This is a genomic window from Bacillus sp. SIMBA_074, from assembly GCF_046534555.1.
Lineage (GTDB): Bacteria > Bacillota > Bacilli > Bacillales > Bacillaceae_G > Bacillus_A > Bacillus_A mycoides.
Genome location: NZ_JAWRYM010001236.1, coordinates 1 through 236 on the forward strand (window position 1 = coordinate 1; position 236 = coordinate 236).

General features: G+C 75.4%; 1 protein-coding gene. It reads right to left on the reverse strand.

The window, feature by feature from the left end; all coding sequences use genetic code 11:
- Positions 1-40 precede the first annotated feature (40 nt).
- On the reverse strand, positions 41-236 hold a 196-nt coding region (locus SB773_RS34665), incomplete at its 5' end, for a hypothetical protein (RefSeq protein WP_410595089.1).

Here is a 236-nt window from a genome sequence, read left to right on the forward strand (position 1 = left end):
GTTCCAGTCCGCGCAGGCGCTCTACGGCACCTGAGCCGGCTCAGAACAGCTCGCCCTGCGGCGACGGCGGTCGCACCGGCGCGGGCGGCGGGGGACGCCGGAAGCGGGTGATGTCCAGTGGCGGGTCGTCACGGCGGGGATCGAAGCCGGCGCGCCGGCAGGCCAGCTGGAAGCGCCGTGCCAGCAGCTCGGCGTAGACGCCCTGGCCGCTGAAGCGCTGGCCGAAGCGGCTGTCG